This window comes from Rothia sp. HMSC061C12, assembly GCF_001815755.1.
Taxonomy (GTDB): Bacteria; Actinomycetota; Actinomycetes; order Actinomycetales; family Micrococcaceae; genus Rothia; species Rothia mucilaginosa.
The window spans coordinates 238,773-264,420 of record NZ_KV821843.1 but is presented as its reverse complement, the minus strand read 5'-3'; the positions used below and the strand labels follow the sequence as shown (position 1 = coordinate 264,420).

Here is a 25,648-nt window from a genome sequence, read left to right as displayed (position 1 = left end):
GCAAAATCACCATAAGGTTTTTGTGACTTTAACGCGTGGCGGGTGTTGACCCCGCACAACGACCGGTATTCTTAACCTATGACTGAAAAGCTGTTGAGCGAACTGACCACCGCCCAGGTAGGCGGCCCCGCTAAGACCTACGTCCGCGCCACCTCCGAAGCAGAAATTATCGAAGCAGTCTCCGCTGCAGACGCCGCAGGCGAACCCGTCCTCATCGTGGGCGGCGGCTCCAACCTGCTGGTTTCCGACGAAGGCTTCAACGGAACCGTCGTGCACATCGCCTCCGAAGGCGTAGAGGTCCTGCCCATCCCCGCATGCGGCGGCGCGAACGTGCGCGTGCAGGCGGGCACCATCTGGGACGACTTCGTGAAGCTCAGCATCGAGAACGAATGGGTTGGCCCCGCGGCTCTCTCCGGCATCCCCGGCACCGTGGGTGCAACCCCCGTGCAGAACGTCGGCGCATACGGCGTTGAGGTGGGTGAGTTCATCGCCTCCGTACGCACCTGGGATCGTGAAAAGAACACTCGGAAGACCTTCGCGAGCGCAGACCTGCGCTTCGGCTACCGCGACTCGGTGCTCAAGCGCGCAACCGTCAACGGCTCGCCCCGCTACGTGGTGCTGACCGTTGATTTCCAGTTCACCCTCGGTAGCCTGTCCTCCCCGATTCGTTACGCCGAGCTGGCGAAGAGTCTGGGTGTTGAGCCCGGTCAGCGCGCCGAATCCGCCCTGGTACGCGAAAAGGTGCTTCAGTTGCGCGGCTCCAAGGGTATGGTGCTCAACCCCGAGGATCGTGACACCTTCTCCACCGGTTCTTTCTTTACCAACCCGATCGTTCCGCGTTCTACTCTGGAGTCCCTGCCGGAGGGCGCCCCGAACTTCCCGGTGGTCGTGAAGACTTCCCCGTTCACCGCGGGCGTCGAGGACCCCGATCACGTGAAGCTTTCGGCTGCTTGGCTGATTCAGCACGCCGGTTTCGAGAAGGGCTTCGGCCTGGAGGGTGAGTCTCGCGAGATTGCTCAGGGCCGTGCGAGCCTGTCGACCAAGCACACCCTGGCGATTACGAACCGCGGCGGCGCATCCGCTGAGGATATCTTCGCTATCGCCCGCGCTGTGCGCGACGGCGTGCATGAACGTTTTGGCGTGACCCTGGTTCCTGAACCTGTCGTGGTCAACGGCGAAATCTAAACGCTCAAGTTCTCGCCTCTCATCGCGCGAGGACACATAGAATAAACGCTTCAGAATAAACGCTTCGGGCGGTCTCTGCATCAGAGGCCGCCCGAAGCGTTGTATTGATTCGCTGAGCTAGTGGCGAGGTGAAAAGACGCGCGCCTGGCCCGGCAGGTAGGGCCTGCGCTTGGGCGCTGTGCGCGTTGCAGCCAGCGGAGCGGCAGGCAGGTGCTCCATCAGCACCTGAATCGCCAGGGGAAGCTTCTGAGGCGGGCAGGGGGCGTGGAAAATCGGCTTGTGGCGCGTAGGCCGGTACGGGTAGTATTCCGCGTCCTCGCTGTGGGACCAGACAAGGTTGCCGAACTCGCCGGGAACGGGGGAAAGCACATTGGCGTAGTAGGCGCGCGTCTGCAGGTCGGCACGCTCGGAGGTACCGGTAGCGGTGCCGGTAGATACGCCGCTGGGTACGCGGTCTTGCTCGATGATGAGGGCGCGGACCATGCCGCCTACGGTGCTGATCGCGTTTACGTGTAGGGCGAGCAGATCCCCGTCCTTGTGGTCGACCTGTACCTGCCCGTCCGCGAGGATTTGGGTGCCCATTGTGATGCTGCTGGCGATTCCTTCGCAGAGGGCGCGGATGAGCGCCATACGTGCAGGGTAGAGGTCTGCGATATCCCAGCCGATGAGGGCGGGCGCGGCGGAATTGCCTGCGTATTCCTCGCAGGATTCGTAGGAGGCGACGTCCACGTAGCCGCGGGCGATGGGCTCGCGGTCGTAGGGGCGTCCGTCGCGCTGCTCCCAGAAGCTGAGAGCAGTTGCGGTGAAGACAGCCTGGCCGTCGCGTACGGCGACGCTGAGCGTAAAGTCCTGCGGGTAGCCGTCCTTGCTACGCGGGCGCAGGGTGATTGCGCGGGTGTATTCGTTGAATTCCTCGGGCCAGTCCAGGTAGTAGCTCATTTTTGCCCCGTCGTCACGGTGCACGGTGAGTTCGCCCGGCAGTAGCATGGCTTCGGGCACGCCGCCGGCACGTTCGGTGGCGTAGTGTTCGCTCACGGGCCAGGGGCTGAACTCTGTGCGGTAGGGGCTGGAGAGGAAGGAATCGAGCATAGAACGTATCCTCTCATAGTTTGAGGTTGTGGCGCATGGATAGGGGGCTTAAATGACAAATGAGCTGTCCCTTCTGGTTGCTCGGAAAAAGCGTTCAGGAGGGACAGCCCATCATGTAGGCTAGGCGGCTCGTTAGAGGGATTCGCCGCGGCGTTCAGGCAACAGGAACACGGTGGTTGCCGCTACCAGGAACGCGGTGGAGAAGAGCGTAAAGAGCAGCGGGGTTCCACCGAATGCGATCAGCGGCGGCACAATGAGCGGCGCCGCGATGGAGGCGATACGACCAATGCCGGCGGCGGCACCGGTGCCGGTTCCGCGCAGGTGGGTCGGGAAGATTTCCGGGCTCAGGGCGTAGAGGGCACCCCACGCGCCGAGGTTGAAGAAGGAGAGCATGCAACCGGCGAGGATAATGAATACCTCGGAGTGCGCCATGCCGTAGCCAGCCGCTGCGAGGGCGGAGCCGAGCAGGAAGGTCGCCAGGGTTGCGCGTCGGCCCCACTTTTCGATGAGGTAGGCGGCGACCGCGTAGCCGGGCAGCTGGGCGAGGGTCATGATGAGCGTGAACGCGAAGGACTTCACGAGGCTGAAGCCCTGGGCGTTCAGCAGCGCCGGAATCCAGATGAATGCGCCGTAGTAGGAGAGGTTGATGCAGAACCAGATGACGCACAGGGCGATGGTCTTGCGGCGCTGACCGGCAGCCCAGATGGAGTGAATCTTCGCGGATTCTGCGTTGTCGGCACTTTCTGCGGCACCGTGTGCGGAAGCGTCTTCGGTCTGCTTCTTACCGGTTCGGGAGAAGAGCGCGGGGGAGGCCTCGAAACGTTCGACCACCTGTCGTGCCTGATCGTGCTTGCCGACCGACTCCAGGAAGCGCACCGACTCGGGGGTTCCCATACGGATTACGAGCGAGTAGATGGCGGGGATCAGACCGATGGCAAGCGCCCAACGCCAGCCATTAGCCTGCGGAACGACGAAGGTACCGATGAGCGCGGCGAGGATCCAGCCCAGAGCCCAGAAAGCCTCCAGGGCGACCACGACGCGCCCGCGAATAGCACGCGGCGAGAACTCAGAAATCAGGGTGGACGCCACGGGAAGTTCCGCGCCCAGACCCAGACCAACCAGGAAACGGAAGACGAGCAGCACACCCAGGGAGGTTGCCAGGGCGGATGCGCCGGTCGCCAGACCGTAAATCAGCAGGGTGAGGGCGAAGATGTAGCGGCGGCCGAGCTTATCGGCGAGTAGGCCGCCGAAGGTTGCACCGAGCGCCATGCCGGCGAATCCGATGGATCCGAGCCAGGAGGCTTCGGTGGGGCTGAGCTGCCATTCCTTGATGAGTGCCGCCATGACGAAGGAGATGAGGCCAACGTCCATGGCGTCCAGCGCCCAGCCGAGACCCGAGATGCCCAGGAGCTTGCCGTGGGCGCGGGTGAAGGGCAGGTTTTCGAGGCGTTCGTTGAGGGTCGGTGCGGCGTTGCGTTCAGCAGCGGGTGCAGAGGTACCAGCGGGTGCAACAGCGTTGGTGCGGGATGAGTCCGTTGATACGGGACGAGGGGAGGACACGGTAGTGGGTCGCTTCCTTAGTGTTTAGGCGTAGTGCCGGGTGAATTGTTCCCTTACAGTGTATAAAGGTACTTTCGACTTGAACACTATTGAAACGAAAAAATTTTGAAGATGACGGAAAAATCTCAACATGAAGAAATCTTTCACAGCACCCATTCAGCGGTAGGTGCTATTCTCTAACCACCGCCGCCCGGTGAAACTCGCCTACGGCACGTTTGGAAGGACCACCCCTGAAAACTATTGAAGATGAAGTCAAAGAAAGCGAGACCAGCCGCTTTCACCGCTGGCTCGAAGCCCGCAAGGAACGTATGCACGCGCATCCGGTCATGCGTCATCTCTACAAGCCCCTCGTCATCGGCGTGGGCGCCTTCTGCTTTATCGCCGGACTGATTATGCTCGTCACCCCCGGCCCCGGCTGGCTGTTCATCTTCATCGGCCTGGGCATTTGGGGTACCGAATTCACCTGGGCACGCCGCGCCAATGTCTTCATGAAGCACGTGGTGCTCACCGCCTGGTACCGCTACCGCGCCTGGCGACAGCAGCGCAAGGAACGCAAAGCCGCACGCAAGGCAGAACGCAAAGCCGTCGCCGCAAACCAGCGCTAAACCAGCTCACGCTATACGCAGACGCAAAAAGCCCTCGCTCCCATCCGAAAAGATTGGTAGCGAGGGCTTTCTTATAGCGTGTCAGTGAGCTTTAGAGCTTGCCAACAGCAATCTGCAGCATGCGGCGAATCGGCTCAGCAGCACCCCAGAGCAGCTGGTCACCCACAGTGAACGCGCTAATGTACTCGGGGCCCATCGCAAGCTTACGCACGCGACCAACCGGAATTTCCAGAGAACCGGAAGCAGCCACGGGGGTCAGCTGCTCCATGGACTCCTCACGCTGGTTCGGCACGAAGCGAACCCAGGGGTTGTCCTCAGCGATGATGCGCTCGATCTCTTCGATCGGCAGGTCCTTCTTGAGCTTGATGGTCAGCGCCTGAGAGTGCGAGCGCATCGCAGCGATGCGGACGCACAGACCGTCCATGGTGATCTTGTCATCTTCGGAGCGGCCCAGAATCTTGTTGGTCTCAACCTCAGCCTTCCACTCTTCGCGGGACTGACCGTTACCCAAATCCGAGTCGATCCAGGGAATCAGGGAGCCGGCGAGCGGCACACCGAACTGGGAAGAATCCAGCTCACCGGAGCGCTGCTTAGCAAGGATCTTGCGGTCGATGTCCAGAATTGCGGATGCGGGGTCGTTCAGCTCCTCGGAGACCTCGTTGCCCAGGTCGCGGAACTGTGCAAGCACCTCGCGCATGTGGCGGGCACCGCCGCCGGAAGCAGCCTGGTAGGTCATGGAGGTAGCCCACTCGACCAGGTCGTTCTTGAAGAGGCCGCCCAGGCCCATCAGCAGGCAGGAGACGGTGCAGTTACCGCCGACGAAGTCCTTCACGCCGGATGCCAGGCCGCGGTCGATGACGTCGCGGTTAATGGGGTCCAGCACGATGATGGAGTCATCGTTCATGCGCAGGGTGGAAGCGGCATCAATCCACAGGCCGTCCCAGCCTGCTGCACGCAGCTTCGGGTGCACAGCCTCGGTGTAGCCACCGCCCTGAGCGGTCACAATAATCGAGTGCTTACGCAGCTCATCAATGTCGTATGCGTCCTTCAGTTCGGACGGTTCAATTACGCCGTCGAAGGTGGGCGCAGCGCCACCAACATTAGAGGTAGTGAAGAAGACGGGGGTAATGCCCTCGAAGTCGCCTTCCTCAACCATGCGCTTCATGAGGACGGAGCCCACCATACCGCGCCAGCCAACAAAACCTACAGAGTCACCGGGATTAAAGTTCATGGTTCCCAGTGTACTCTCAGGCTGGCGGGTGCGGACTAACACCGTACAAAAAATTTGATATTCGGAACGGAATACCGTGTGAAGAGGCGGGGCTTATTACCGGGGCACCGGGAGGCGCATTAAACACTCAAGCCCGCGGTACTCCGGGTGGAGCAGCCGCAGGCTTGAAATGCATGTCTATATCAGCGAGTGAACGAGGGAAGCTTGAACTAGATACGTTCGAGCCGCTGGAACGAGAAGTACATGGGGTTCTTCGTGCCCGACTCATCGAGCAGGTAACCCTTCTCGCTATTCTCCCATGCACTCTCGGAGGTGACTCGCCAGCACCCGTTCGGTGAGCTGCCCTCGCAACTGCCCGCAGAATTTGCAAGCTGCAGTTCGGGCGCTCGCGTATCGCCGGTAATCTCGTTGCCTTCCTGGCAGTAGAAGAGGGTCCGCTCCACCGTCTCCACCCGACCGAAGGTGGGCAGGTCGGTGCGGGAGAGCGCCTCCGCGTAGACGGAGCCGCCACCAATAATCCAAGCATCAACCGCGGCGGTATCTGCGGGGGTAGCTTCGACCGGCGCGCCCGCGGCGTCACGAGCCGCGTACAGTGCCGCATCCAGCGAGGGAACCCACAGGGCGCCGTCGCGTTCTTCTGCCTCGGTGACCGAACGGCTAATCACGATATTCATACGGCCCGGCAGGGGGCGGAAACGCGGCGGGAAGGACTCCCACGTGCGGCGACCCATAATCACCGGGGCACCCAGCGTCACCTTCTTGAAGTGCGCCAAATCCTCCGGCGCGTACCAGGGCATATCCCCGTTACGACCAATGATGCCGGCATCGGTTTGAGCCCAAATAGCGCCCAGACGAAACATCATGCCTCCTAGAGCTACCTGCAGTTAGACCGCAATCGGGGCGGCAATACCGGGGTGGTGCTTGTAATCCACCAGCTCAAAGTCTTCATACTCGTAATCAAAAATAGAAGGCTTCTTCGTCTTAATAACCAGCTTCGGGTAGGGGTACGGTTCGCGCGGCGGGTAGGGGTTACCCTCCGGGTCGGTGCCGTAGCCCAGCTGCTTCTTCACCTGCTCCAGGTGGTTCGAGTAGATGTGGCAGTCGCCGCCGGTCCACACGAACTCGCCCGGCTCCATGCCTACCTCCTGCGCAATCAGGTAGGTCAGCAGCGCGTACGAGGCGATGTTGAAGGGCACACCCAGGAACATGTCCGCGCTACGCTGGTACAGCTGGCAGGACAGCTCCTTCACACCGTCCGCGCGTTCGTGCACGTAGAACTGGAAGAGTGCGTGGCAGGGTGGAAGCGCCATGTTGTCCACCTCGGCAGGGTTCCACGCCGAAACAATATGGCGGCGCGAGCTCGGGTTATTCTTCAACGAATCGATAACCTTCGCAATCTGGTCAATCGTGCCGCCGTCGGGGGTCGGCCAAGAACGCCACTGCACGCCGTAGACCGGGCCCAAATCGCCGTTCTCATCAGCCCACTCATCCCAAATGGTCACGCCGCGCTCCTGCAACCAGCGCACATTCGAGGAACCGCGCAAGAACCACAGCAGCTCAATGGCAACAGACTTGAAGTGCACGCGCTTGGTGGTAATCAGCGGGAACGACTCACGCAGGTCAAAACGCATCTGACGGCCAAATACGCCGAAAGTGCCGGTGCCGGTACGGTCGGAACGCTGCGCATCCGCCGCGATGGCGTCCTTGTTCTCCTCGAGGATTTCGCGCAGAAGATCTTCATAGGGAGTGGGGATTGCGTGAGTCATAAGAAAAACCTTGAATCCTGTCAGTAGACGTGAGAGACGGCCACAAATCAACCGCCCCTCTATTGTAAAACCCTCGAACGGGCGCAGGTAGAGCAAACGCGCTGAGCATAAAGCCCAGCGCGCTCGCCGTTAGAAAGTATATGGATGTTAGTCCAGAGCCGCGCGTACACGCTCCACCGAGACAATACGCGGGTTATCGCCCTCAGTCACCTGCAGAACCAGGGCATCGCCAGGCTCCAGGTACGGGTTCTCAGTCGGAAGAACCTCCGCGGAACCCTCAAACAGGTACTCACGCAGAACATCCATCACCTGGGGCAGAACCGGGCGGTGAGTGCACAGCAACGAGGAAGAATCCTTATCGAACAGCGACGCCACGGTGCGGGCAACACGCGCCGGGTGACGCTGAGCGCCAGCCTCAGACAGGGACTTCTTCTCCTTCACCGACACACCGTAATCCACCGAGTACGGGGTCACGGTCTGAACGCAACGCAGCCACGGGGAAGAAATAATACGGCTCGGAGCCCACGCCGCAAAGAGACGGCTAGAAGCCAACGCCTGACGCTTGCCGGTAGCCGCGAGCGGGCGGTCATCCTCAGCGGCAGCCCAGTTCGAACGCGGCTTAGCCTTCGCGTGGCGGGCAATCAGAATCGGGCGGGTGCGCAACGCATCCGCCTCAGCCAGAGCCTCCAGGGATTCCAAGGGTGCCAGGTCATCCTGGTTAGTCAGCAGCGCGCGAGCCACGTCGGTGGTCACCCAGCGCAGCTCATCCACTTCACCCTCATCCGCCAGGGCGCGGGAGCCTTCCGGAAGCTCAGCAGACCAGTAAAAAACATCCTTGGGACGACCGCCCACCGGGTAGGAAGTCACCGCCAGGGGCACACCCAGAACAACCTGCAGACCGACCTCTTCGCGAATCTCACGAATAGCGGTCTCAGCCAGGGACTCGCCCGGATCCTGCTTGCCCTTAGGCCAGGACCAGTCATCATAGCGGGGGCGGTGAATAATCAGAACCTCAAGCGCACCATCGCGCATGCGCCAAATCAGTGCGCCAGAAGCAACAATATCCGCAGTGTTCGCGGGGGCGCGGTCAATGCTGTTGACCGCGTCAAAACGTCGTGCCGAGTAGTAGATGGAGGGGGAATCCAGCGGTGCCATATCTCTCTCTGATCCTCTTCGCTAGGCTGCGCACAATGCCAGAGGGCACCATGCTCCGCGTCTAATTGTAGGTGAGAGAGCGGTCAAGTTGTAATCTCAACGTAACCTGTTGTTCACTTTTGTGCTAAGTGCACTAGTCCACCGCACGTTTTTGCACGACACGCGGAAAACCCCGCCTGCCTCACGCCATAAAGCGCGAGAACAGACGGGGTTCACCCCAGAAATCACCGGTAGGTCAGCGGGCACATCCTTAGACCTTATCGACCACGTTCTTACGGGAACGCGAGCTCAGGTAGTACGACTGCACATCCTGCAGCGGGTTACCCTGATCGTCGGTGTCGTGGCGGGTCCAGTTGCCCTCAGAATCCAGGTGCCAGGTACGCGAAGAATCACTCATATACGTGGTGAACATGTCACGCAGATACTTCACGTGGCGCGGATCCTTCACAGGCACGAGCGCCTCAATGCGGCGGTCCAGGTTGCGGTGCATCATATCGGCAGAGCCAATGTAGACAATCGGATCGCCACCGTTCTCAAACGCAAACACACGCGAGTGCTCCAAGAAGCGGCCCAGCACCGAACGGACGCGAATATTCTCGCTTAGACCCTTAACGCCCGGGCGCAGAGCGCAAATACCGCGAACCACCACATCCACCGGCACACCAGCCTGCGAAGCACGGTACAGCGAATCGATGATGGCCTCATCCACCATGGAGTTGCACTTGAACTGAATCTTCGCCGGACGGCCAGCCTTGTGGTTCTCAATCTCCTGGTCGATGCACTCAATCAGGCCGCTACGCAGAGTACGCGGCGCCACCAGCAGCGACTGGTAGTTAGTCTTCGGCGCGTAACCGGACAGCTGGTTGAACAGGCGGGAGACATCCTCACAAATCTGCTCATCGCAGGTAATCAGACCCAAGTCCTCGTAGAAACGAGCCGTGGACGGGTGGTAGTTACCGGTACCAATATGTGCGTAACGACGCAGGTGGTTACCCTCACGGCGCACCACCAACGACAGCTTGCAGTGAGTCTTCAAACCCACGATGCCGTACACCACGTGCACGCCCGCGCGCTCCAGCTTACGAGCCCAGGAGATGTTGGCTTCCTCATCAAAGCGAGCCTTAATCTCCACCAGCGCCACAACCTGCTTGCCAGCCTCAGCCGCCTCAATCAGCGCATCCACGATGGGGGAATCGCCACTGGTACGGTACAGGGTCTGCTTAATCGCCTGAACACGCGGGTCGGCGGCAGCCTGCGCCAAGAACGCCTGCACACTGGTCGCAAACGAATCGTACGGGTGGTGCAGTAGCACGTCGTGGTCGCGGGCGGCAGCAAAAACATCCGCAGCCTTCGCGGTCTCGGTGGCGTTGAGCCAACGGGAAGTGTGCGCAATGTGCTTGGGGTAGTGCAGAGCCGGGCGGTTCGCACGAACAATCGCACTCATACCGCGCAGATCCAGCGGAGCCGGCAGGCGGTACACCTCAGACTCATCAATGTTCAGCTCAGAAATCAGCAGATCCAGGATGGTCGGGTTGATGGTGTCCTCAACCTCCAGACGGACCGGCGGACCGAAACGACGGCGCAGAAGCTCCTTCTCCAGAGCCTTCAGCAGGTTCTCTGCATCGTCCTCTTCCACCTCAAGATCCTCGTTACGGGTCACGCGGAAGACGTGGTGCTCCACAACCTCCATGCCCGGGAAGAGAGTGTCCAGGTGCTCAGCAATGATGTCTTCCAGAGCAATGTAGCGGCTCTCACGGCCCGCAGTGTTGGCGGCGCGGGAGCCATCCACAGAGACCATACGGTCCAGCTGATCGGGCACCTTCACGCGAGCGAACAGCTCCTTGCCGGTCTGCGGGTTACGCACCAGCACCGCAAGGTTCAGCGACAGACCCGAAATGTACGGGAAGGGGTGCGCCGGGTCAACAGCCAGAGGAGTCAGAATCGGGAAAATATCGCGCATGAACTCCTCGCGCAGACGCTGCTTAGCGTCCGCATCCAGGTCGTTCCAACCCACAATGCGGATGTTCTGCTCCTCCAGAGCCGGAAGAACCTGGTTTTGGAACACATCAGCGTGGCGAGTCTGCAACTGGTGAGCGCGCTCAGCAATCTCTTCCATCTGCTCTTCGGGGCTCAGACCTGCTGCCGAAGGCACCGCCAGACCGGTCGCAATGCGGCGCTTCAGACCCGCCACACGCACCATGAAGAACTCATCCAGGTTAGACGCCACAATCGACAGGAAGTTCAGACGCTCCAGCAGGAACAGGTTCGGATCCTCCGCCAGCTCCAGCACGCGGGTGTTGAAGTCCAGCCAGCTGCTCTCACGGTCGAAGAAACGCTCCGGGCCGAACTCCTCTTCCAGACTGAAGTAGGAGCGCTTCTCGCCCTTCTCAATGCGGTCGCCGCGAGACTCGGCACGCTCAATCTTCGAAATATCGTGGCCGATATGAATGACACCGGTCATGGGTGCCGGCTCAGACGGCTTAGGCTTAGGCGCCTTATTCAGGCCATTGGGGGCGGGTACCATACTGTACTTGCCTTTCTGATCGGGGATAAGTCGTGAAGAAGCACGCCAGAGACGGCGCACCAAAAGCTAGGCGGCAGGCTCATCCTGCTGGGCGGGGGCGTACATGCGGTCAACCGTCGCCACGCCGAAACCCAACGAAGTGTAGAGGGAATATGCGGTGGTGTTATCGGCATCCACGTACAGGTCGATGGCGCGCAGCGGCTCGCCGTTCTCGTCCTCAGCGCATGCCAGGTATGCCAGCGCGCGCAGGGTGAGGGTTCGGCCCAGGCCGCCTCCCTGCGCCTGAGGGTTCACGCCCACCACGTAAATCTCACCGGAGGGGGACAGCTCGCCCTGCTCCTGACCGGTTGGAATCTTCGTCCAGGTGAATGCCGCGATGGCGGAGTCGTCATCCACCTCGGAGGCGATGAAGAAACCCTCGGGGCGGAACCAGGGGGAGCCGGTGCGCTCGCGCAAATCGGCAAGGGTGAGCTTGCCCTGCTCCGGGTGGTGCGCAAAAGCGGCGGCGTTCACGCGTAGCCAAGGGAACTCGTCCGCGCCGGTGAAGGTGCGCATCCGCAGGTTCTCCGGCAGAGTGCGCGCATCGGAGCGTTCCACGAGCTCTTCGCGGGTCTGCGCGTCCAGGGGCAGAACCATCTTGTACAGCACACGCACCGGCTCGAAACCGTGCAGGGTCGCGAACGCGTGGGCGGGGCTTTCGATGCCGGTGTCGGTGGCGCTACCGTGAACCCAGAGGCGGTAGCGGGTTGCGTCATCGCCCAGCTGGCGGACGGCGTGGTCGAAGAATGCGCTACCTGCGCCTCGTCCGCGGTATTCGGGGGCGACGGCTGCCTCAATCACGCCGGTATCTTCATCGTTTGCCGGGGTGAGCGCCACGAAGACGGCGGCGAGGGTGCCGTTATCCTCGGCGACAAAGAAACGCGGAGGGATCAGGGTGCTTTCGTGGAGTGCCTTACTCAGTTCAATGCGGGTCTGCTCAGAGAATGCCGAGACGCCGTCGTGGCGGGCAACCTTCTGTGCGAAGGAATCGAAGCGTTCCAGCAGCTCTTCGGTGAGCTGCGGTTCTGCGTAGACCGGGGTGCTTGCTGCGGGCAGGGTGGAGGTTTCGGGTGTCTGACTGTGTACCATCATCGCCTTCTTTCGTAGCCTTCTGATTCAACTCTACCGGGGATAGTTGCTCTTTGGAGAGTTTGTTCTCCGTCCTGGGCGAATATGACAAGAACCGGAACATTTACGCATTCTGGTACTTGGCGCAGCACCGGGGCAACTCGCAGAGCGGGTACACCAAAACAGGGGTTGGAGCCCCAAAATTTAGCGGGTGCTGTTGAAGGAATAGCCCACGTTACGCACGGTCGAAATCATCTGCTCGTACTCGGTACCGAGCTTGGAACGCAGACGGCGCACGTGCACGTCCACGGTTCGGGTGCCGCCGTAGTAGGAATCGTAACCCCACACTTCGGAGAGCAACTGGGCGCGGGAGAAGACCCGTCCGGGGTGCTGAGCCATGAATTTGAGCAACTCAAACTCTTTGAAGGTCAGGTTCAGCGCGGTACCGGAAAGATGCGCCGAATATGCTTGCGTGTCAATCACGAGGTTGCCTGCGCGCACCACTCGTTCCTGCTGGTTTTCTTCTTCGGTGGTTGCTTCCCTTTTGATGGCGAGGCGCAGGCGCGCATCCAGCTCGGAAGGGGAGGCCTGGTCAGAGACAATATCGTCCACCTGCCAGGAGGCGGCAACAGCCGCCATGCCGCCTTCATTCAGGAGCGCGATGAGCGGCAACTGCACACCTGCGGCGCGCAGTAGCTGGGCGCAGTGGCGTGCTTTAACGAGGGCGGTGCGGGCATCGACCATGAGCAGGTCGAATGTCTCGGTTTCGAGAGCTGTATGGGCGGTGTCGAGGGGGAAAACGTGTACCTTGTGGCTGAGTAGACTCAGCGAGGGAATCATATCCTGCGCGGCGGCATCGCTCAGAAGCGCAATACGGTACACACCCTCTCCTTTCCCGGTAAAATATTAGGCTCTTTCTAGTGTACTCGCCCGCCTATGGTGCAGCTGTGGAGGCGGTAAAGAGCAGATGCAGATATCGTATACCGGACTGTTTACTTGCCCGTCTGCGCAGGTCGCTGCCGATAGCTCTGTCCAGGATGTTTTTAGCACCGATTCTGCGCCCTTTCGGGGTGGGTCTGTGGTAGGTTTAAGGCATGGAAAACAATCTTATGGCTCTTGAAGCTCTCTTCATGTCGCTGATGGCTATTATCTCCGTGTGCATCGGTATCGGTGCATTCGCAGTGTTGCGTGGCCTCTTCAGCGGTCAGAAGTAGTCTTCCCCGCACAGAGCAGAAGCATCGCCCACACTGGGCTTTAGGCGGTCGTACGGTTCGTACCGCCTCGCCAATGACGGCGTGAACCCCCACCCGGTCCCCTCCGGTTGGGGGTTTTCTTTATGCTGCCCGCCGTACCATTTACTCTGCAGGAGGCGGTGCTACCCCGTGCCGTGAGCGAACGAATAGGGTGCCGTTTTTACGCTCGGGTACTAAAATGGGAGGTATGGCTATTGAAATCCCTACCAACCTAACCCCTGAACTTGTTCCCTTCGCATGGCTGCTCGGCACCTGGGAAGGTACCGGAACCATGTGGTACGAAGGCCAGGAAAACACCCCCTTCGGCCAGATTATTACTTTTGAGCAGGATGGTCTGCCCTTCATCGAATACCGCGCTGAGTCTTTCCTGCTCGATGACGAGGGTCAGAAGCTGCGCCCCATCACCGTTGAAACCGGTTTCTGGCAGATTGACCGCCCCCTGACCGACGCTGACGGCGGCTTCGGCATTGTCCCCAAAGACGTTGTTCCCGCCTTCGCTGACGCGGCAAGTGTAGAGACTCTCCGCAATGCCGACGACGGATTCTCCCTGCTGGCGACCATTGCGCACCCCGGCGGCATTAGCGAAAACTACGTGGGCATGGTCAAGGGCCCGGTTATTCGCATGCAGACCGGCAACCTACTGCGCGATGATATTTCCCACGACTACGCAGGCTCCGTGCGTCTGTGGGGCCTGGTCAACGGCAACCTCATGTGGGACTGGGAGGTCGCAGACGCTGAGGGTAAGCTGCACAAGCACGCCTCCGCTGAACTGCGCAAGACCTCCTCGATGACCGGCGATTCCCTGGGAACCTCGATGTTCGGTTCCCTGGACGGCGAAGAGCCCACCGGCGAGCCCGACTCCGAGCCCACCGCCTAATAACTAACTTGTGTCTGCCCCGCCGGTCGGCGGGGCAGACTCTTTGCGTGAAAGGTGCACCTTCCGTGACTGAATCTTCGCTTGAAGCGCCTCAGGCTGAGGTACCCCAGCCCGATGCCGCCCGCCCGGTGAGCCCCCTGCTGAGCCTGCACGGCGCTTTTGCCGCCTCCGGGCTGGATGCCGGCGTCGCCGCACACTACGGCAACCCCATGCTGGAGCAGCGCGCCCTCAGCTTCGACCGCTCCGCCAGCGCGGATGAACCGCTGGTGCTAGTGGACCGCTCCTCCCTGGGCGTGGTGCGTGTTGAGGGGCCGGACCGCCAGACCTGGCTGACCTCCATCGCCTCGCAGATTCTGACCGGCATGACCGCCGGGGAGAGCCGCGAGTTCCTGCTGCTTTCCCCTCAGGGCCGTGTGGAGTACGCACCCGCCGCAATTGAAGACGGCGAGGCACTCTGGCTGATCGTTGAGGGCTACCAGGCTCAGCCGCTGACCGATTACCTAAACCGCATGAAGTTCATGATGCGCGTTGAGGTGCAGAACCTCAGCGACGAGTATGCGGTACTGGAGAGCGCCCGCAACCCGATCCTGCAGGACGGTTCGGTGCATCCGGCGCTCGCTGAGTGCAAGCCGCTGGTGTGGGAGGACCCTTGGCACACTCCGGCACCGGGTAGCTACCGCTACGATGAGGCGGGCGATGCTCACCCGGGTGCGGACTACGTGCGTTTCTTGAGCATCGTGCCGCGCTCTGTTCTGCCCGCCCTGGCTGAATCTTCGGACGCGCGTTTTGCGGGTCTGTGGGCTGCGGAGGCTCTGCGTATTGAGGCGTGGCGCCCCCGCTATGGCACCGAGGCTGACGATAAGACCATCCCGCAGGAGCTGGATTACACCCGTACGGCGGTGCATTTTGATAAGGGCTGCTACAAGGGGCAGGAGACGGTGGCTCGTGTGCATAACCTGGGCCGCCCGCCGCGCCGCCTGGTGTTCTTGGATATTGACGGTTCGGAGCACACCCTGCCGGCGGCAGGTAGTGAGCTGTTCGTGGAGGGCAAGTCCCGCCCGGTCGGTCGTATTACCTCAGTGGCGTTGCATCACGAGGCGGGCCCGATTGCTCTGGCTGTGATTAAACGCGGCGTTGACCCGCAGGCGCCTTTGCGTGCGGTTGATGGCGGCGATTTCCTGCCCGATGGTTCGCCGGCGCCGGCGACCGAGTACGCGGTGGCTCAGACGACGGTGGTTTCGCCGGAGTCCGGTGAGGTGGCGCGTCGTTCTTTGGCGGGTCAGGACTTCCTGAAGCGCTAGGCGCTCCCCGACCCAAAACCGCCTGAACTAGAACCCATCCCAACTAGAACCGCGGAGGCGGACACTCGTTGCGAGTGCCCGCCTCCGCGGTTTTAGTATGAGTGCTCAGCGAGCTTGCTGAGCTTGCTGAGCTTGCGGGGTTTAGCGGCCGAAGAGGACGGCTGCTTCTTCCCAACGTTCCTGAGGTACGGACTTCAGACCGTCCAGTGCCTCTTCAAGGGGTACGTACTTGATCTCGGTGCCCTGAACGGAGACCATCTTGCCCCACTGCTTCTGAGCGACCATGTCGACTGCGCCCATGCCCAGGCGGGTTGCGAGCACGCGGTCGTAGCCGGTGGGTGCGCCACCGCGCTGGATGTGGCCCAGGATGGTGTTACGGGTTTCGACGCCGGTCATCTTCTCGATTTCGTGGGTGATGTACTCACCGATACCACCGAGGCGGGGACGACCGTCCTTCTCGGTACCCTTGTTTGCCATGACGTCGTCGAAGCCTTCGGGGATGAAGCCTTCAGCCACAACAACCAGGGGAGAGCGGCCGCGGTCGTGTACTTCCTTGACCCACTCTGCAACCTGCTCCATGGAGACCTTGACCTCGGGGATCAGGATTGCGTGTGCACCTGCAGCCATACCGGAGTGCAGGGCGATCCAACCGACGTGGCGGCCCATGACCTCTGCGACCATGCAGCGGTGGTGCGATTCACCGGTGGTGCGGATGCGGTCCATTGCCTCGGTTGCGATGGACACTGCGGTGTCGAAGCCGAAGGTGTAGTCGGTTGCGCGCAAATCGTTGTCGATGGTCTTGGGAACACCGATGACGGGCAGGCCTGCGTCTGCCAGACGCTTTGCGCCTGCGAGGGTGCCTTCACCACCGATAGCGACGATTGCGTCGATGCCGTGGCGTTCCATCATGATTTCGATGTTCTCGGGGCCACCGTTGGGGCCGTCGAAGGGGTTGGTGCGGGAGGTACCGATGATGGTGCCGCCCTGGGATGCCAGGCCGCGGACCTTCTGGCGGGGCAGGTCCATGTAGTCGCCTTCAACGACGCCTCGCCAGCCATCGCGGAAGCCGACGAATTCGTAGCCGTACTTCTTGACACCGTTGAGCACGGCGCCGCGGATGACAGCGTTCAGGCCGGGGCAGTCGCCGCCGGAAGTAAGCAGACCGATCTTCATATTGGCTCCTTGTTGATGTCTGCGCATTGGGGTGTTGTGCGCGCGTATATAACTATGACCTCCGCGATTTTGGCACGGGAATGTGTGCCGGTCGGGAGGTCGTTCTCTTGGTCTCTATTTTAGCGGTGTTTGGGTTGTGTTGGTAGTGGTGGAAAGACGTGGGAATGCCCAAATCGCGGCATAAAAGTTCAGGTTTTTGAAACCTGTATGTTTGGGTTTGATATACAAATAGCCGCCGCTTCCCACCTATGGCACCGAAGAGGCAAACGAGGCCTCCGCGCATCCGAAAAGATGCGGGAGGCCTCGAACGTTTTAAAAATATTTTTAAATCTTTGTGGGATTCCCGGTTTTTAGGACATAAAACGGTCAATAGCCCTGTGTTTGATCGTTTTGTGCCGGTTCACCCAACACCTAAATCGCACCTCCCGCCGGGGCAAGAGACGCGGTTCGGAGAGCCGCGAACTAGTCGCGTGCCTGACCGAGGAACTTCTGCAGGCGTGCCAGGCCCTCTGCCAGGTCCTCGTCGCTCAGGGCGTAGGAGAGGCGCAGGTAGCCGCTGGGGCCGAATGCCTCGCCGGGAACTACGGCGACCTCAGCCTTTTCGAGGATGAGCTCGGCCAGCTCTGCGGTGGTCTGCGGGCGTACGCCTTCAATTTCCTTGCCGAGCAGTTCGCGTACGTCCGGGTAGGCGTAGAACGCACCGGTGGGTACGGGGCAGTGCACGCCTTCAATAGCGTTCAGGCCGTCGACGATGGTGCGGCGGCGGCGGTCGAAAGCTGCGTGCATGATTTCCACGTCGTCCTGCGGACCGGTCAGGGCGGCAAGAGCTGCGCGCTGGGCGATGTTGTTGACGTTGGAGGTCATGTGGGACTGCAGGTTGGAGGCTGCAGCGATGACGTCGCGCGGGCCAATCATCCAGCCCACACGCCAACCGGTCATGGCGTAGGTCTTTGCCACGCCGTTGAGGATGACGCACAGGTCAGCGAGCTCGGGTACCGCCTTCAGGATGGAGACAGCCTGAACACCGTCATAGGTGAGGTGCTCGTAGATTTCGTCGGTCAGAACGAAAATGCCCTTGGACAGAGCCCATTCGCCGATGGCGCGGGTTTCCTCTTCGGTGTAGACGGCACCGGTCGGGTTGGAGGGGGAGACGAAGATGAGCGCCTTGGTGGCGGGGGTGTAGGCTGCTTCGAGCTGCTCGACGGTGACCTTGTAGTGCTGGTCGCTACCGGCGAACACCTCGATGGGGTTGCCGCCGGCCAGGCGGATGCACTCGGGGTAGGTGGTCCAGTAGGGTGCGGGCAACAGGACGTCGTCGCCTTCGTCAATGACGGTTGCGAATGCCTGGTAGACCGCCTGCTTGCCGCCGTTGGTGATGACAACCTGGGAGGGGTCAATCTCTACGCCGGAGTCGCGCAGGGTCTTTTCCGCGATTGCCTTCTTCAGTTCGGGAAGGCCGGAGGCGGGGGAGTAGCGGAAGTTCTTGGGGTCGTTGAGCGCTTCGCGTGCTGCATCCACAATGTGCGCGGGGGTGGGGAAGTCCGGTTCGCCTGCGCCGAAACCGATGACGGGGCGTCCCTGAGCCTTGAGTGCTTTTGCCTTTGCGTCGACGGCAAGGGTTGCGGAGGGTGCGATGGCACCGATGCGGCTTGAAATACGCGCCATGGGGCTCTCTTCTCTTTCTTCTTGTGCGCTGCCGGCGTGAAGTCGACAAGGAAATAGGTGATGGGAATGCGCGTGCAGGACCAATCTGCGCCTGATGGGCGCGGGTGTGTGCGGCGTTCCTTGTAATAGGATACGGTCCACTAGTAGCGATACGGAACCCTTCGTCAAGGTATCTCAAGAGGTTTTTCGAAAAATATTACATTTTGAAGTTGCATCAGCCCCGAAAGATGGTTTACAGTTAGTTCTGCACCCGCAAGGGTGTAATTGTTTGCCCCTCTAAAGCCACGGCTTAGGAGGCAGTGGAGGAGTAGACAAGTGAGAAGCAACTCTCACACCTGAAGTTAACGCTTCAAAGGGTGGTGGCTCAATTGGTAGAGCAGCGGTCTCCAAAACCGCAGGTTGCAGGTTCGAGTCCTGTCCGCCCTGCTTTTATTGCCTCAATAAATAATTTGTACGCCCGCACCCCGGGCGTACTTTTTTAGACTCAGAAAGGGGCAGAAGAAATGGCATCGTCTGCTACCGCCGAGAAGGTTGTTAAGCCCGGCGCATCGTCGAAGAACGATAAGAAGCTCGGTTTCTTCGGCCGTATTTTTGCATTCCTCCGTGAAGTTTTTGCGGAGTTGAAGAAGGTTACTACTCCCACCGGACGTGAACTGGTTGGTTACTTCTTCGGAGTTCTGTTCTTCGTCGTGGTGATGCTCCTTCTTATTTCTGGTCTGGATTATCTTTTCGGCCAGGGAGCATTCTGGATTTTCGGTAACGGAACCATTCAGCGTAACTAGTACAGGCTGCATCCTTATTTGGGGTGCCCCATCAGTGATTTCCCTCAGCGCATTGGCGAGTGGAAGTCCTCTCTAGATGATTAACGATAGAAAGTAGGAGCGACGTGTCCGAGCAGGAACTGGTATCCGAGATTGAAGAGGTCGAGGTAGCCGTTGCTGAGGCTACTGAGGAGTCTGCAGCTATTGAGCAGCAGGCTGAGGAAGCTACCGAGGCTGTCGAGGTGGCTGAAGCAGCTGCTGAGGCTGCTGAGGAAGTCGACGCTCTGGAAGAATTCAAGTCCAAGCTGCGCCGTCAGATGGGCGACTGGTATGTGGTTCACACCTACTCCGGCTACGAGAACAAGGTGAAGACCGGTATCGAGACCCGTATCCAGAACCTGGAAGCTGAAGATGAGATCTTCGAGGTTCAGGTTCCCATGGAGACCGTGGTTGAGTTCAAGAACACCGTGAAGAAGACCATCCGCCGCGTGCGTGTTCCCGGTTACGTTCTGGTTCGTATGGAACTGACCGACCACTCGTGGGGCGTTGTCCGCCACACCCCCGGTGTGACTGGCTTCGTGGGTCAGGATGCGTACAACCCGGTCCCGCTGCGTATGGACGAGGTCTTTGACATGCTCCTGCCGGTCTTCGAAGAGCAGCAGCAGAGCCAGGGTCTGCCCGTTTCCAAGCCCGTTATTGAGTCCGACTACACTGTGGGCGAGAACGTCCGCGTGAAGTCCGGTGCTTTCGAAGGCATGGACGCTACCGTTTCGGAGATCAAGGGCGAGTCCCAGCAGATTGTCGTGATGATTTCTGTCTTCGGCCGCGATACCCCGGTGACCTTGAGCTTCACCGAGATCGAAAAGATTTAACGTTTTTAGCGTGTGAATATGAGCCTCGCACTTCGGTGCGGGGCTCATATTTTGTAGTGACTGTATATCCGATGGTGGCTGTGCGGGTGAGGTTTACTCTTTCTGCTAGCTGGCGCTGGATTAAGTCGCTGATTAACGCTAGAATGTTGGTTTGTGTATGCGCATGTCACGCTTTCATGCGGATGCACGGGTGACCGCGCCACGGTCACCGTCTTGCCGGCGTACGCTCCTGTGCGTCGGTTCCCAGCTAAGAAAAGGACCCTACATTGGCTCCCAAGAAGAAGGTCACTGGCCTCATTAAGCTGCAGATCCAGGCAGGCGCCGCTAACCCGGCTCCCCCCGTCGGCCCCGCACTGGGCTCGCACGGTGTGAACATCATGGAGTTCTGCAAGGCATACAACGCTGCAACTGAGTCGCAGCGCGGTAACATCATCCCCGTTGAGATTACCGTCTACGAGGATCGCTCCTTCACCTTCATCACCAAGACCCCTCCGGCTTCCCAGCTGATCAAGAAGGCTGCTGGCGTTGCTAAGGGCTCCGCTGTTCCTCACACCACCAAGGTTGGTTCGCTGACCGAGGCTCAGGTGCGTGAGATCGCTGAGACCAAGATGCCCGACCTGAACGCAAACGACCTGGATGCTGCTTCCAAGATCATCGCAGGTACCGCTCGTTCCATGGGTATCACCGTCGAGTAATTTCGGTTCGCCGAATAGCCGAGTAATCGGCACCGTAGATTTTTCTACACAGAACTTGTAAATGCCCGTCGTATGGACGGGATGTGGCAGAGCCGAGCGCGGCTCACGAGACCACAACTGCATAAGGAGAAAAGCAGATGGCAAAGCGCAGCAAGGCGTACAAGGCAGCTGTAGCCAAGATTGAAGAGGGTAAGCTCTACACCCCCGCTGAGGCAGTTGCCCTGGCGAAGGAAACCTCTTCCACCAACACCGACGCAACCGTTGAGGTTGCAATGCGTCTGTCCGTTGACCCCCGTAAGGCAGACCAGATGGTTCGCGGTACCGTGAACCTGCCCCACGGCACCGGTAAGACCGCTCGCGTGGTCGTTATCGCAGCAGGCCCCAAGGCTGCTGAGGCTGAGGCAGCTGGCGCTGACTACGTTGGTTCCGACGAGCTGATCGCAAAGATCGCTGGCGGCTGGACTGACTTCGACGCAGCGGTTGCAACCCCCGACATGATGGGCAAGGTCGGCCGCCTGGGTAAGATCCTGGGTCCCCGTAACCTGATGCCGAACCCCAAGACCGGTACCGTGACCATGGATGTTGCAAAGGCTGTTGCAGACATCAAGGGCGGTAAGATCGACTTCCGCGTTGACCGTAACTCCAACCTGCACTTCATCATCGGTAAGGCTTCCTTCACCGCTGAGCAGCTCGAGGAGAACTTCCAGGCAGCTCTGGAAGAAGTTAACCGTCTGAAGCCCTCTTCGGCTAAGGGTCGTTACATCTCCAAGGCAACCGTTGCTACCACCTTCGGCCCCGGCATCCCCGTTGATCCGGCTGCCGTTGCTGCCTAAGGTATGCACCTGTAGCTTCTAGCATTTAGCTAGTAGTCGCCCCCGACGTTTAGGCGTCGGGGGCGATTTTTTGTGCATGATTTTGTCTGTGTGAAGATTCAAAACACAGCGTGAAGATTCAAGACATGTGTGACCGGGGCCAGTTAAAGTACGTCACGGACTTCCAGCTTATATAGGCTTAAAACATAGAATGTTTTTCTGGTCCCTGGTTCCTATGGCGTTGCCCATGCCCCGGCACCGTCGAAACACATATTGGGGCTGCGTGCCCCCATCCTGCCCTACAACTATGAGAGGTAAAACCTAATGCCTTCTTCCCTTCAGAACGAGCAGAGCGCCCGTCGCGGTCTCAGCGTGCCGGTCAATTATTTTGCGGTGGCGCTGGGCACCGGTGCTTTGGGCGCTGCCTGGCGTACCGGTGCGTCGAAGGGAATGGCACCTGATTGGGTGGGGGAGAGCATCCTGGCTTTTAACGCTGTGGTGTGGCTGCTTCTTGTGGGGTTTTTGGTTCATTCGATGGTGAAGTACCGTGCGTGGGTGCGTAGTTTTTGGGAGCATCCGGCGCGTACCTGCTTCTTTTCGCTGATTCCGGCGACGACGGCGCAGATGGGTGCGGCTCTCTACCCGTATGCTGAGGTTCCGGCTCTGACTCTGGTGGTGCTGGGAGCTGTGGGTCAGTTGTATTTCGCGTCTCATCGTATTGCCGGTACATGGCGTGGTGGGTATGCGCCTGAGGCTGCCTCGCCGGTGCTGTATCTGCCGACTGTGGCGACAAATTTTGCGACCGCTACGGCGATGGGTTTTGTGGGGTGGCACGATATGGCGATGCTCTTCTTCGGTGCGGGTCTGATTTCGTGGTTCAGTGTTGAGGCCGCAATTCTGAGCCGCCTGCGCACCCTGGCCCCGCTACCTCAGGGGGAGCGCGGTGTCATCGGTGTTCAGATGGCGCCGCCTTTTGTGGGTGGTAACGCGTACCTGGCGGCTAACGGCGGCACGGTGGACTGGTTCTTCCTGATACTGACCGGTTATGGCATTCTGCAGCTGTTCTTCTTGATGCGTTTGCTCCCCTGGACTCTTGAGGGTGGTTTCTCGATGAGCATGTGGGGTTTCTCGTTCGGTATGGCTTCCATGGCGGCGAGCGGTATTCGCTTGACGGCTGCTGGCTCGCTGGGGTTGGTGGGTCCTGCGCTAACGGTGGCGGGTACGGCTTTCCTCATCTTCCTGTGGGTGGGTACGCTGCATTTGGCTGTGAAGGGACGCCTGTTGGTGCGCCCGAGCTAAGGTTCCCGTGTGAGGTACCGGCGTGAGGTTAGTGTGGCGTTGTATGACGGCGCTTATCTTCTGCGCCCGTGCCGGGTGCGGGTTTCGGCGATAATGGGGGAATGACTTCTGCATCCTATTCTTCTGCCGCGGCGGAGCCCTTTGAAGGCCTGCGCATTCGAGGCGTCGCTAAGACCTTCGGCACCGATACGACGGTTCTGAACGAGATTGACCTGGATGTTCACCCCGGCGAGCTGATTTCCCTCGTGGGTTCTTCGGGTACGGGCAAGTCGACTCTGCTACGCATCATTGCCGGGCTGGAGGAGCCGAGCGCGGGTCGGGTGACCTATGCCGTCAGTCGCTGGAACGTGGCTCGGTGGGTGTGGTGTTTCAGCGCCCGATTCTGTACCCGCACCTGAGCGTGAAGGACAATATCCTGTTCCCGACCCGTCTGGGAGCGTTCTCCGGTGGGGTCGATATGGACTACTACCGCGAGCTGCTGGAAGCGTTGAAGCTTGAGGGTCTGGACTCCCGTAAGCCCTCGCAGCTATCGGGTGGTCAGGCTCAGCGTGTGGGCATTGCGCGTGCACTGATTCGCCGTGCTCCGGTGGTGCTTTTTGATGAGCCGCTGGCGAGCGTGGATGAGGAGATGAGCGCGAGTATCCGCGCGGATATTGTGCGTCTGCACGAGCGCTACGGTTTTACGGGCCTGTACGTGACCCACGATCAGAATGAGGCGCTCATGCTGGGGCAGCGGGTCGCGGTGATGGATTCCGGTTACCTGGTGCAGGTTGATACTCCGGAGCGTCTGCTGGCGCATCCGCATACTCTGCAGGTGGCGAAGCTTTTGGCGGCTCCCGCGCTGAACCTATTGGAGCTTGAGGACTCGGAGTTTCTTCCTGCCGGGTGTGAGCTGGCGATTCGTGCGACCGCGCTGTGCCCTGTGGCAGCAGACGCTGCTCATGCTCTGCCGGTGCAGGTGCTTGGCAGCCGCCATCTGGTGGGTGGCATGCTGTACCGTGCGCGTCTGTTGGAGGCGGTGTCCCTGCCTCTGGAATCTCGGCGGGCTTCGGCGGATTCTGAGCTGAGCGCCCGAACGTGTGCCCGAGTGCGTGCCGGTCAGGAGCTTGAGTTCTTTATCTCGGATGCGCAGGGCGCCACCTTGAGCGGAACCTCCCCGAACAGTACTTTCCTGAGTGTGGGAGAGCGGGTGCACCTGGGTGTGGCAGCGGAGCGTTGCTTCTTGTTCTCAGGTGGAAAGCGCTTTTACCTCTAGAACACGGTTTCTGGGCCTTTCAATCGGGCCTTTTAGGCGGGAGAAAGAGCGGTTAATTGGCTTAAAAAGGGGTCTTTAAGTGATTAATCCCGCTTAATCACGTTTTTAACTTGCGACTCGGGCTTTAACCTGAGATGATGAATGAACCAAAGACCGCCGGTCTAGAACTATGTCCTTTATCGCCACCTCGGTGGAGACGAAGAACAGAGTTCTGATAAGAGCAGATTTCACTAGAAATCGCCGCCCGCGTAGGTAACTCGAAGTGAATAGTCGTTACCCTGATTTAGGGTGCCGTCTATCGTGCCTCGTACGCCTACGCGTCGGGGCATTTTTTATTGCTTGCAATAAATGCTTCGAGGCTCTACCGGCGACCTTACAAGAATCGGAAGAAGGAACTACCATGGCGACTCAGGAAAAGATCGCTGCAGTATCCGAGCTGAAGGAACTCTTCGAAGCTTCGAACGCAGTCATCCTGACCGAATACCGCGGTCTCACTGTTGCACAGCTCAAGGAGCTGCGCCGCGCACTCGGTGCAGAGACCGAATACGCCGTGGTGAAGAACACGCTGGCTGCTATCGCAGCTAAGGAAGCTGGCATCGACGCATTCGAAGGCCACCTCCAGGGTCCCTCCGCACTGGCATTCATCAAGGGCGACCTGATTGATGCTGCTAAGGGCCTGCGTGACTTTGCCAAGGCTAACCCCCAGCTGATTGTGAAGAACGGTTACTACGAAGGTGCCGCTCTGACCGAGGACGACGTCAAGCGCTACGCTGACCTGGAATCCCGCGAGGTTCTGCTGTCCAAGGTTGCAGGTGGTGCAAAGGCTACCATCGCACGCATCGCACAGGTTGTGGACGCACTGCGCGTCAAGCTGGAGGAGCAGGAAGGCGCAGCTCCCGCTGCAGCCGAGGAGGCTTCGGAAGAGGCATAAGCCCCTTTCGTGCTACTGCACCAGCGCTGAGATACTCAGCAGCGTGAACGCGAATAGCGTGTAACGCACCCTAAATTTGACCGACCCTTTCGGGGTAGGTACTGAAGATTTACACCGCGGGCGTCAGCCCGCACCAGATAGTGAAGGAGCCAAACAATGGCTAAGCTGTCCATCGAAGAACTCATTGCAGCATTCAAGGAACTGTCCCTCGTTGAGGTTTCCGAGTTCGTCAAGGCATTCGAGGAAGAGTTCGACGTCACCGCAGCTGCTCCCGTTGCAGTTGTAGCAGGCGGCGCAGCAGGCGAGGCTGCTGAAGAGAAGTCCGAGTTCGACGTTGTCCTGGAGTCCGCTGGCGACAAGAAGATCGCAGTGATCAAGGAAGTTCGTGCCCTGACCTCCCTCGGCCTGAAGGAAGCAAAGGACCTGGTTGACAGCGCTCCCAAGGCTCTGCTCGAGGGCGTTTCCAAGGAAGACGCTGAGAAGGCTAAGGAGCAGCTCGAGGCTGCTGGCGCAACCATCACCCTCAAGTAAT

The 25,648-nt window shown here is 59.9% G+C and carries 24 protein-coding genes and 1 tRNA gene; 14 read left to right on the top strand and 11 right to left on the bottom strand.

Annotation, left to right across the window (positions count from 1 at the left end):
* Nucleotides 1-78 precede the first annotated feature (78 nt).
* A complete protein-coding gene (locus HMPREF3055_RS02605; protein ID WP_070737756.1) occupies nucleotides 79-1,185 on the top strand; it encodes a UDP-N-acetylmuramate dehydrogenase in 1,107 nt (368 codons plus the stop codon).
* 117 nt (nucleotides 1,186-1,302) lie between these two features.
* On the opposite strand, the gene HMPREF3055_RS02600 is transcribed toward HMPREF3055_RS02605, so the two are convergent.
* Together HMPREF3055_RS02600 and HMPREF3055_RS02595 are read right to left on the bottom strand one after the other, a co-directional pair.
* Nucleotides 1,303-2,274: a histidine kinase gene (locus HMPREF3055_RS02600; protein WP_070737753.1), complete on the bottom strand. Its 972-nt coding sequence runs from the start codon at nucleotides 2,272-2,274 to the stop codon at nucleotides 1,303-1,305.
* A gap of 132 nt (nucleotides 2,275-2,406) precedes the next feature.
* Entirely contained in the window at nucleotides 2,407-3,834 is a 1,428-nt protein-coding gene (locus HMPREF3055_RS02595; RefSeq protein ID WP_049353809.1) for an MFS transporter, read from the bottom strand.
* Nucleotides 3,835-4,049: 215 nt separating this feature from the next.
* On the opposite strand from HMPREF3055_RS02595, the gene HMPREF3055_RS02590 reads away from it, so the two are divergent.
* On the top strand, nucleotides 4,050-4,439 hold the full coding sequence (locus tag HMPREF3055_RS02590; protein WP_049353808.1) for a PGPGW domain-containing protein: 390 nt from the start codon (nucleotides 4,050-4,052) through the stop codon (nucleotides 4,437-4,439).
* 91 nt (nucleotides 4,440-4,530) lie between these two features.
* Here the strand turns inward: HMPREF3055_RS02590 and asd are convergent, their stop codons facing one another.
* The 7 genes from asd to HMPREF3055_RS02555 form a co-directional block, all read right to left on the bottom strand.
* Complete coding sequence (gene asd, locus HMPREF3055_RS02585) at nucleotides 4,531-5,670, bottom strand: aspartate-semialdehyde dehydrogenase (protein WP_049338058.1); 1,140 nt, start codon at nucleotides 5,668-5,670, stop codon at nucleotides 4,531-4,533.
* Between the two features lie 209 nt (nucleotides 5,671-5,879).
* Nucleotides 5,880-6,530, bottom strand: coding sequence for a dihydrofolate reductase (locus HMPREF3055_RS02580; protein WP_070737749.1), 651 nt, complete (start codon nucleotides 6,528-6,530; stop codon nucleotides 5,880-5,882).
* A 24-nt stretch (nucleotides 6,531-6,554) separates the two neighbouring features.
* Nucleotides 6,555-7,436 carry a thymidylate synthase gene (locus HMPREF3055_RS02575; protein WP_049353365.1) on the bottom strand — a complete coding sequence of 294 codons (882 nt, stop codon included), beginning with the start codon at nucleotides 7,434-7,436 and terminating at the stop codon, nucleotides 6,555-6,557.
* 147 nt (nucleotides 7,437-7,583) lie between these two features.
* A complete protein-coding gene (locus tag HMPREF3055_RS02570; protein ID WP_070737746.1) occupies nucleotides 7,584-8,591 on the bottom strand; it encodes an NUDIX hydrolase in 1,008 nt (335 codons plus the stop codon).
* 250 nt (nucleotides 8,592-8,841) lie between these two features.
* Nucleotides 8,842-11,115 carry an RNA degradosome polyphosphate kinase gene (locus HMPREF3055_RS02565; protein WP_083318002.1) on the bottom strand — a complete coding sequence of 758 codons (2,274 nt, stop codon included), beginning with the start codon at nucleotides 11,113-11,115 and terminating at the stop codon, nucleotides 8,842-8,844.
* Between the two features lie 66 nt (nucleotides 11,116-11,181).
* Nucleotides 11,182-12,246: a mycothiol synthase gene (mshD, locus tag HMPREF3055_RS02560; protein ID WP_049347338.1), complete on the bottom strand. Its 1,065-nt coding sequence runs from the start codon at nucleotides 12,244-12,246 to the stop codon at nucleotides 11,182-11,184.
* Nucleotides 12,247-12,426: 180 nt separating this feature from the next.
* On the bottom strand, nucleotides 12,427-13,104 hold the full coding sequence (locus HMPREF3055_RS02555) for a winged helix-turn-helix transcriptional regulator (RefSeq protein ID WP_083318001.1): 678 nt from the start codon (nucleotides 13,102-13,104) through the stop codon (nucleotides 12,427-12,429).
* 558 nt (nucleotides 13,105-13,662) lie between these two features.
* Here HMPREF3055_RS02555 and HMPREF3055_RS02550 point away from each other — a divergent pair.
* Complete coding sequence (locus HMPREF3055_RS02550) at nucleotides 13,663-14,352, top strand: nitrobindin family protein (RefSeq protein WP_049356321.1); 690 nt, start codon at nucleotides 13,663-13,665, stop codon at nucleotides 14,350-14,352.
* Nucleotides 14,353-14,417: 65 nt separating this feature from the next.
* Entirely contained in the window at nucleotides 14,418-15,653 is a 1,236-nt protein-coding gene (locus HMPREF3055_RS02545; protein ID WP_070737743.1) for a CAF17-like 4Fe-4S cluster assembly/insertion protein YgfZ, read from the top strand.
* Between the two features lie 141 nt (nucleotides 15,654-15,794).
* Here HMPREF3055_RS02545 and HMPREF3055_RS02540 read toward each other — a convergent pair whose 3' ends face one another.
* Nucleotides 15,795-16,826, bottom strand: coding sequence for a 6-phosphofructokinase (locus HMPREF3055_RS02540; RefSeq protein WP_049347329.1), 1,032 nt, complete (start codon nucleotides 16,824-16,826; stop codon nucleotides 15,795-15,797).
* Nucleotides 16,827-17,288: 462 nt separating this feature from the next.
* Nucleotides 17,289-18,491 (bottom strand): pyridoxal phosphate-dependent aminotransferase, encoded by a 1,203-nt coding sequence (locus HMPREF3055_RS02535; RefSeq protein WP_005508355.1) that lies wholly within the window; start codon nucleotides 18,489-18,491, stop codon nucleotides 17,289-17,291.
* A gap of 353 nt (nucleotides 18,492-18,844) precedes the next feature.
* On the opposite strand from HMPREF3055_RS02535, the gene HMPREF3055_RS02530 reads away from it, so the two are divergent.
* From HMPREF3055_RS02530 to rplL, 10 genes are all read left to right on the top strand, one after another.
* Nucleotides 18,845-18,917 (top strand) — tRNA-Trp (locus tag HMPREF3055_RS02530).
* Nucleotides 18,918-18,994: 77 nt separating this feature from the next.
* Entirely contained in the window at nucleotides 18,995-19,273 is a 279-nt protein-coding gene (secE, locus tag HMPREF3055_RS02525) for a preprotein translocase subunit SecE (RefSeq protein ID WP_070688594.1), read from the top strand.
* 104 nt (nucleotides 19,274-19,377) lie between these two features.
* Nucleotides 19,378-20,124 carry a transcription termination/antitermination protein NusG gene (gene nusG, locus HMPREF3055_RS02520; protein ID WP_049327539.1) on the top strand — a complete coding sequence of 249 codons (747 nt, stop codon included), beginning with the start codon at nucleotides 19,378-19,380 and terminating at the stop codon, nucleotides 20,122-20,124.
* Between the two features lie 266 nt (nucleotides 20,125-20,390).
* Complete coding sequence (rplK, locus tag HMPREF3055_RS02515; RefSeq protein ID WP_005504870.1) at nucleotides 20,391-20,819, top strand: 50S ribosomal protein L11; 429 nt, start codon at nucleotides 20,391-20,393, stop codon at nucleotides 20,817-20,819.
* A gap of 137 nt (nucleotides 20,820-20,956) precedes the next feature.
* The gene (gene rplA / locus HMPREF3055_RS02510) at nucleotides 20,957-21,652 is read left to right on the top strand and encodes a 50S ribosomal protein L1 (RefSeq protein ID WP_070685709.1); all 696 of its coding nucleotides are present in this window, start codon (nucleotides 20,957-20,959) and stop codon (nucleotides 21,650-21,652) included.
* A gap of 303 nt (nucleotides 21,653-21,955) precedes the next feature.
* Nucleotides 21,956-22,930, top strand: coding sequence for a TDT family transporter (locus HMPREF3055_RS02505; protein ID WP_070737740.1), 975 nt, complete (start codon nucleotides 21,956-21,958; stop codon nucleotides 22,928-22,930).
* Between the two features lie 101 nt (nucleotides 22,931-23,031).
* The gene (locus tag HMPREF3055_RS09475) at nucleotides 23,032-23,328 is read left to right on the top strand and encodes an ATP-binding cassette domain-containing protein (RefSeq protein WP_256387796.1); all 297 of its coding nucleotides are present in this window, start codon (nucleotides 23,032-23,034) and stop codon (nucleotides 23,326-23,328) included.
* Nucleotides 23,292-24,185 (top strand): ATP-binding cassette domain-containing protein, encoded by an 894-nt coding sequence (locus HMPREF3055_RS02500; protein ID WP_256387795.1) that lies wholly within the window; start codon nucleotides 23,292-23,294, stop codon nucleotides 24,183-24,185. The genes HMPREF3055_RS09475 and HMPREF3055_RS02500 overlap by 37 nt, the downstream gene beginning before the upstream one ends.
* Before the next feature lie 400 nt (nucleotides 24,186-24,585).
* On the top strand, nucleotides 24,586-25,116 hold the full coding sequence (gene rplJ, locus HMPREF3055_RS02495) for a 50S ribosomal protein L10 (RefSeq protein WP_005504882.1): 531 nt from the start codon (nucleotides 24,586-24,588) through the stop codon (nucleotides 25,114-25,116).
* Between the two features lie 156 nt (nucleotides 25,117-25,272).
* Nucleotides 25,273-25,647: a 50S ribosomal protein L7/L12 gene (rplL, locus tag HMPREF3055_RS02490; protein WP_005508362.1), complete on the top strand. Its 375-nt coding sequence runs from the start codon at nucleotides 25,273-25,275 to the stop codon at nucleotides 25,645-25,647.
* Nucleotide 25,648: the final 1 nt, after the last annotated feature.

Coding starts and splice junctions, on each gene's coding strand:
- HMPREF3055_RS02540 (WP_049347329.1), bottom strand. CDS start 16,826: ATGAAGATCGGTCTGCTTACTTCCGGCGGCGACTGCCCCGGCCTGAAC.
- rplJ (WP_005504882.1), top strand. CDS start 24,586: ATGGCGACTCAGGAAAAGATCGCTGCAGTATCCGAGCTGAAGGAACTC.
- HMPREF3055_RS02580 (WP_070737749.1), bottom strand. CDS start 6,530: ATGTTTCGTCTGGGCGCTATTTGGGCTCAAACCGATGCCGGCATCATT.
- HMPREF3055_RS02570 (WP_070737746.1), bottom strand. CDS start 8,591: ATGGCACCGCTGGATTCCCCCTCCATCTACTACTCGGCACGACGTTTT.
- rplL (WP_005508362.1), top strand. CDS start 25,273: ATGGCTAAGCTGTCCATCGAAGAACTCATTGCAGCATTCAAGGAACTG.
- HMPREF3055_RS02565 (WP_083318002.1), bottom strand. CDS start 11,115: ATGGTACCCGCCCCCAATGGCCTGAATAAGGCGCCTAAGCCTAAGCCG.
- rplA (WP_070685709.1), top strand. CDS start 20,957: ATGGCAAAGCGCAGCAAGGCGTACAAGGCAGCTGTAGCCAAGATTGAA.
- secE (WP_070688594.1), top strand. CDS start 18,995: ATGGCATCGTCTGCTACCGCCGAGAAGGTTGTTAAGCCCGGCGCATCG.
- HMPREF3055_RS02575 (WP_049353365.1), bottom strand. CDS start 7,436: ATGACTCACGCAATCCCCACTCCCTATGAAGATCTTCTGCGCGAAATC.
- HMPREF3055_RS02535 (WP_005508355.1), bottom strand. CDS start 18,491: ATGGCGCGTATTTCAAGCCGCATCGGTGCCATCGCACCCTCCGCAACC.
- HMPREF3055_RS02600 (WP_070737753.1), bottom strand. CDS start 2,274: ATGCTCGATTCCTTCCTCTCCAGCCCCTACCGCACAGAGTTCAGCCCC.
- HMPREF3055_RS09475 (WP_256387796.1), top strand. CDS start 23,032: ATGACTTCTGCATCCTATTCTTCTGCCGCGGCGGAGCCCTTTGAAGGC.
- HMPREF3055_RS02550 (WP_049356321.1), top strand. CDS start 13,663: ATGGCTATTGAAATCCCTACCAACCTAACCCCTGAACTTGTTCCCTTC.
- HMPREF3055_RS02605 (WP_070737756.1), top strand. CDS start 79: ATGACTGAAAAGCTGTTGAGCGAACTGACCACCGCCCAGGTAGGCGGC.
- asd (WP_049338058.1), bottom strand. CDS start 5,670: ATGAACTTTAATCCCGGTGACTCTGTAGGTTTTGTTGGCTGGCGCGGT.
- HMPREF3055_RS02505 (WP_070737740.1), top strand. CDS start 21,956: ATGCCTTCTTCCCTTCAGAACGAGCAGAGCGCCCGTCGCGGTCTCAGC.
- mshD (WP_049347338.1), bottom strand. CDS start 12,246: ATGATGGTACACAGTCAGACACCCGAAACCTCCACCCTGCCCGCAGCA.